This is a genomic window from Rhodococcus sp. NPDC057014 (genome assembly GCF_042673295.1).
Classification (GTDB): Bacteria; Actinomycetota; Actinomycetes; order Mycobacteriales; family Mycobacteriaceae; genus Rhodococcus_F.
Map to the genome: position 1 here is coordinate 1 of NZ_JBHUSF010000535.1, position 3,339 is coordinate 3,339.

At 70.0% G+C, this 3,339-nt stretch carries 1 protein-coding gene and 1 pseudogene; both read left to right on the top strand.

From position 1 onward, the window contains the following. Positions 1-906 (top strand): annotated as a pseudogene (locus ACFTZB_RS44365) (hypothetical protein); the annotation flags it as partial. 48 nt (positions 907-954) lie between these two features. Then, a partial coding sequence (locus ACFTZB_RS44370; RefSeq protein WP_378442189.1) for a tubulin-like doman-containing protein occupies positions 955-3,339 on the top strand: 2,385 nt, incomplete at its 3' end.

Here is a 3,339-nt window from a genome sequence, read left to right on the forward strand (position 1 = left end):
CAGGCGAGTCTTCCCGTCGACCTGTCCGTTCCGGCCGCGGGCAACGGCTCCCTCAACGGGTCGATTCCGCTGATGATGTCCCCTCCCGGTGAGCCCGACCGCGCGCTGCCGATCACCGTCGCGTTCACCGCAGAACTGCAGAAGCCGCTCAACAGCGGGCGGTTCTGGCTCGTGTTCGTCCTGGTGCTCCTGTTCAGCATTGCCGTGCCGCCGCTCCTGCTCTACGGGGTCAAGTGGTGGACCGCCCGCATCCCGGCGAAGACCCTCAAGGCGATGCGCGTCGGTGTCACGATCGAGGGCGGGCAGGTTCTGCGGGACGGTGCCGAGTTCGGCATCCGGGAGAGCGACCTGAGTCAGCTCGTGCGCGGCCTGAACAAACCCGCGCGCAGCCTGGACGTCGAGGGTGTCGAGTTGCGCACGCGGATCGGTCTGTCGCCGTTCGGACCCGGGTACGTCGTCGCACAGCAGCCCGGCCTCGTCGCGGCGTCCGGAGCCGAATCGTCGGTCGACCGGCGCACGGGTGGTGCGCGACTTCCGCTGGCCATCCACAACAACTGGGTGGTGCTGCACGATCCGGACGGGCCGGCGAACCTGGCGACCGTGCTGCTGCTCGTCGGCGCCGACGCGACGGACGACAGCAACCGCCGACTGGTCGCCGACCTGGTGCGCACGGTGCCGGGCCGGGTGGCCGACCTGAGGGCCGCTCACCCCGGCTCGACCCCGTCCGCGACGCCGCCGAGCGCACCACCGTCGTCGGACCCCTTCGGTGCTCCCGCCCCGACGTTCGGTGCGGCACCCTCCTGGGACGCCCCGACATTCGGCGGCGCGGCACAGAGCGGCACGGGTGCCCCTGCCCGCTCGACGGCCGGCGACCCCTTCGATCCGTTCCGGCCACCCGGTTCCTGACCCGGATCGTCTTCGACTTCAAGCTCTCTCTTCTGTGAAAGGACCGTAATGAGGCGGTTTCTCGTAGTCGGTTGCGGTGGTTCCGGCGCTGTCACCCTCGCGTACATGATGGATCAGTTGCGCTCGGATCTCGCTGCGGTGGGCGTCGACCGGATCCCCGGCGGGTGGCAGTTCGTCAGCATCGACGTGCCGACGGCTCCGGAGGCGGGGCCGGACGGCCTCGACAACGTGCGCGATCAGGGCGGTTTCTACTTCGGCAGCGGCCCGCAGGGTGACTCGTACGCGGTGCTGGACAATGCGCTGACCAACCAGCTCACCGCGAAGCAGAGCCTCGACGAGATCGCCACCTGGGCGCCGCGTGACCCGTCGTCGGTGACGGTGCCGATCGGATCGGGTGCGGGTCAGTACCGCTCACTCGGCCGCATGATCACGCTGAGCAAGGCCGGCGGCATCCGCGACACCCTGCAGCGTGCGTGGGATCAGCTGTCGACGGTGGAGACGGCCAGCCAGATGTCTTCGCTCAACGTGCCCGGCGGCGGTTCCTTCGAGCAGGGGGAGTCGCCGATCGTGCTCGTGGTGTCGTCGATGGCCGGCGGCGCCGGTGCGTCCATGGCCCTCGACGTGTGCCGTCTGCTCACGCTCATTCCGGGACTCGACCCGCGGTTGATGGGTGTGTTCATGGTGGCCCCGGACATCTTCGACGGACTCGGCAAGAGCGCGACCACCGGTGTCCGCGCCAACGCGCTGGCGATGCTCGGCGAGATCGTCGCCAGCCAGCTCGGTTCGGCGCGCGAACACGACGTGGAGATCCTGCGCGCACTCGGGCAGCAGCACGGCGCGGGCGAGAAGGTTCCGTTCGCGCGGGTGTTCCCGGTGGGCCGCAAGGTCGGTGTGGAGGGCGCACCGTTCGGTGACGGCTCCCAGAAGGCGATCTACCGCGGCCTGGCCCGCGGTCTCGCCGGGATGATGATGAGCGGCGCGGCCACCCGTCAGTTCGTCCAGTACGACCTCACCAACGGCGCGGGACTGCCGGGCCAGCGGGAGAACATCGGGTGGGGCGGTCAGTGGGACAACCTGCCGTGGGGAACCTACGGCTTCTCGAGCCTGAGCATGGGCCGCGACCGCTACGCCGAGTACTCCGCGCAGCGGTTGGCTCGCAGCGCCGTCGACCGGCTCCTCGACGGCCACCGTTCGCCGGGCAGCCCGGTGTCGGACGAGGATCAGGTCAACTCGATTCTCGACGGTCAGTGGAGCAGCCTGCTCGCGGCGATGGGACTCCCGATCGCGCACGCCGATGCGCGGGGCGCGCAGATGGGGGTGGGTGCCTGGCTCACGTCCGTGGTGCTGCCGTCCGCCGACGCCACTCGGATGGCGGGGCAGACGGTGGAACTCGAACTGCGCGGGCATCTTCCGTCGGGTTCCGGTCTGGTGGCGGGGCAGTGGGTTCCGGAGATCCGGCAGGCGCTGGGACGACGCAGGCAGGCGCTGACGAGTTCGGCCGAGCAGCACGCGGTCGCGCACGCGTACATGTGGCACAAGGGCCTCGTGGACCGGATCGAGGGGACGGTCGGCAGGTCGATCGCCCAGCTGGGTCTGCCGTACGCCACCGCACTGGTCAGCCGTCTGCTCACGTACTGCAAGGATTCGGTGCGGACGGGTGCCGAGGACTTGTCGCGGCGCGGACCGGAGGACATCACGGCGCAGACCGCCGACGCGACGCAGGTGCTCACCAACCTCAAGGGCAGCATCGAGAGTGACGCGGAGATCCTCGATCGGATCGTCGCCGACTGCCGTGACAACGTGTACCGCCAGCTGTATGCGTCGCTGTCCGGCAAGGTCGCCGAGGTGATCGCCGCGCTGGTGCCGGAGGTCCTGCAGCCGCTGCTCGACGCGTTGAACGAGGAGCAGACCGCGCTGCGCCGTGCCCGTAACAAGCCCGCCACCGATGTCGGGCTCGCCCGGCTCGCGACGGACCAGTACGGCGCGTGGCCCGCCGACAAGGCCGATCGGGTGCCGAAGCGGTTCGCGGAAGCCAACAACGAGGTGATGCTGACCCCGTCGGCGGATTTCATGGATCAGTACCGGGGCGACCTTCCGCTCGCGGTCACCGCCTCCGAGACCGGGACGCCGCCGTTCGCGGCGGCGGTCGAGCAGGCAGTTGCGAGCGTGGTCACGGGACTGTGGACCACGGTCGACGGCACCCGGGCGCCGGGGGAGAACCACTCCCTCGTCGAGCGCACCGCAGCCTGGCGGTCGCGCGCGTTCCCGATCGCCCCGAACACCCGTGAGGCGCTGGTGCCGTCGTCGGCGCGCTACGACGTGCACGTTCGTCCCGTCGAATTGCTCGATCGGGCGCGGAAGTTCGTCGGACGCACCGGAGAATCGTTCGACCGGTTCTGCCGGGTGTCGCTCCGCGAGTACATCGAGGACCAC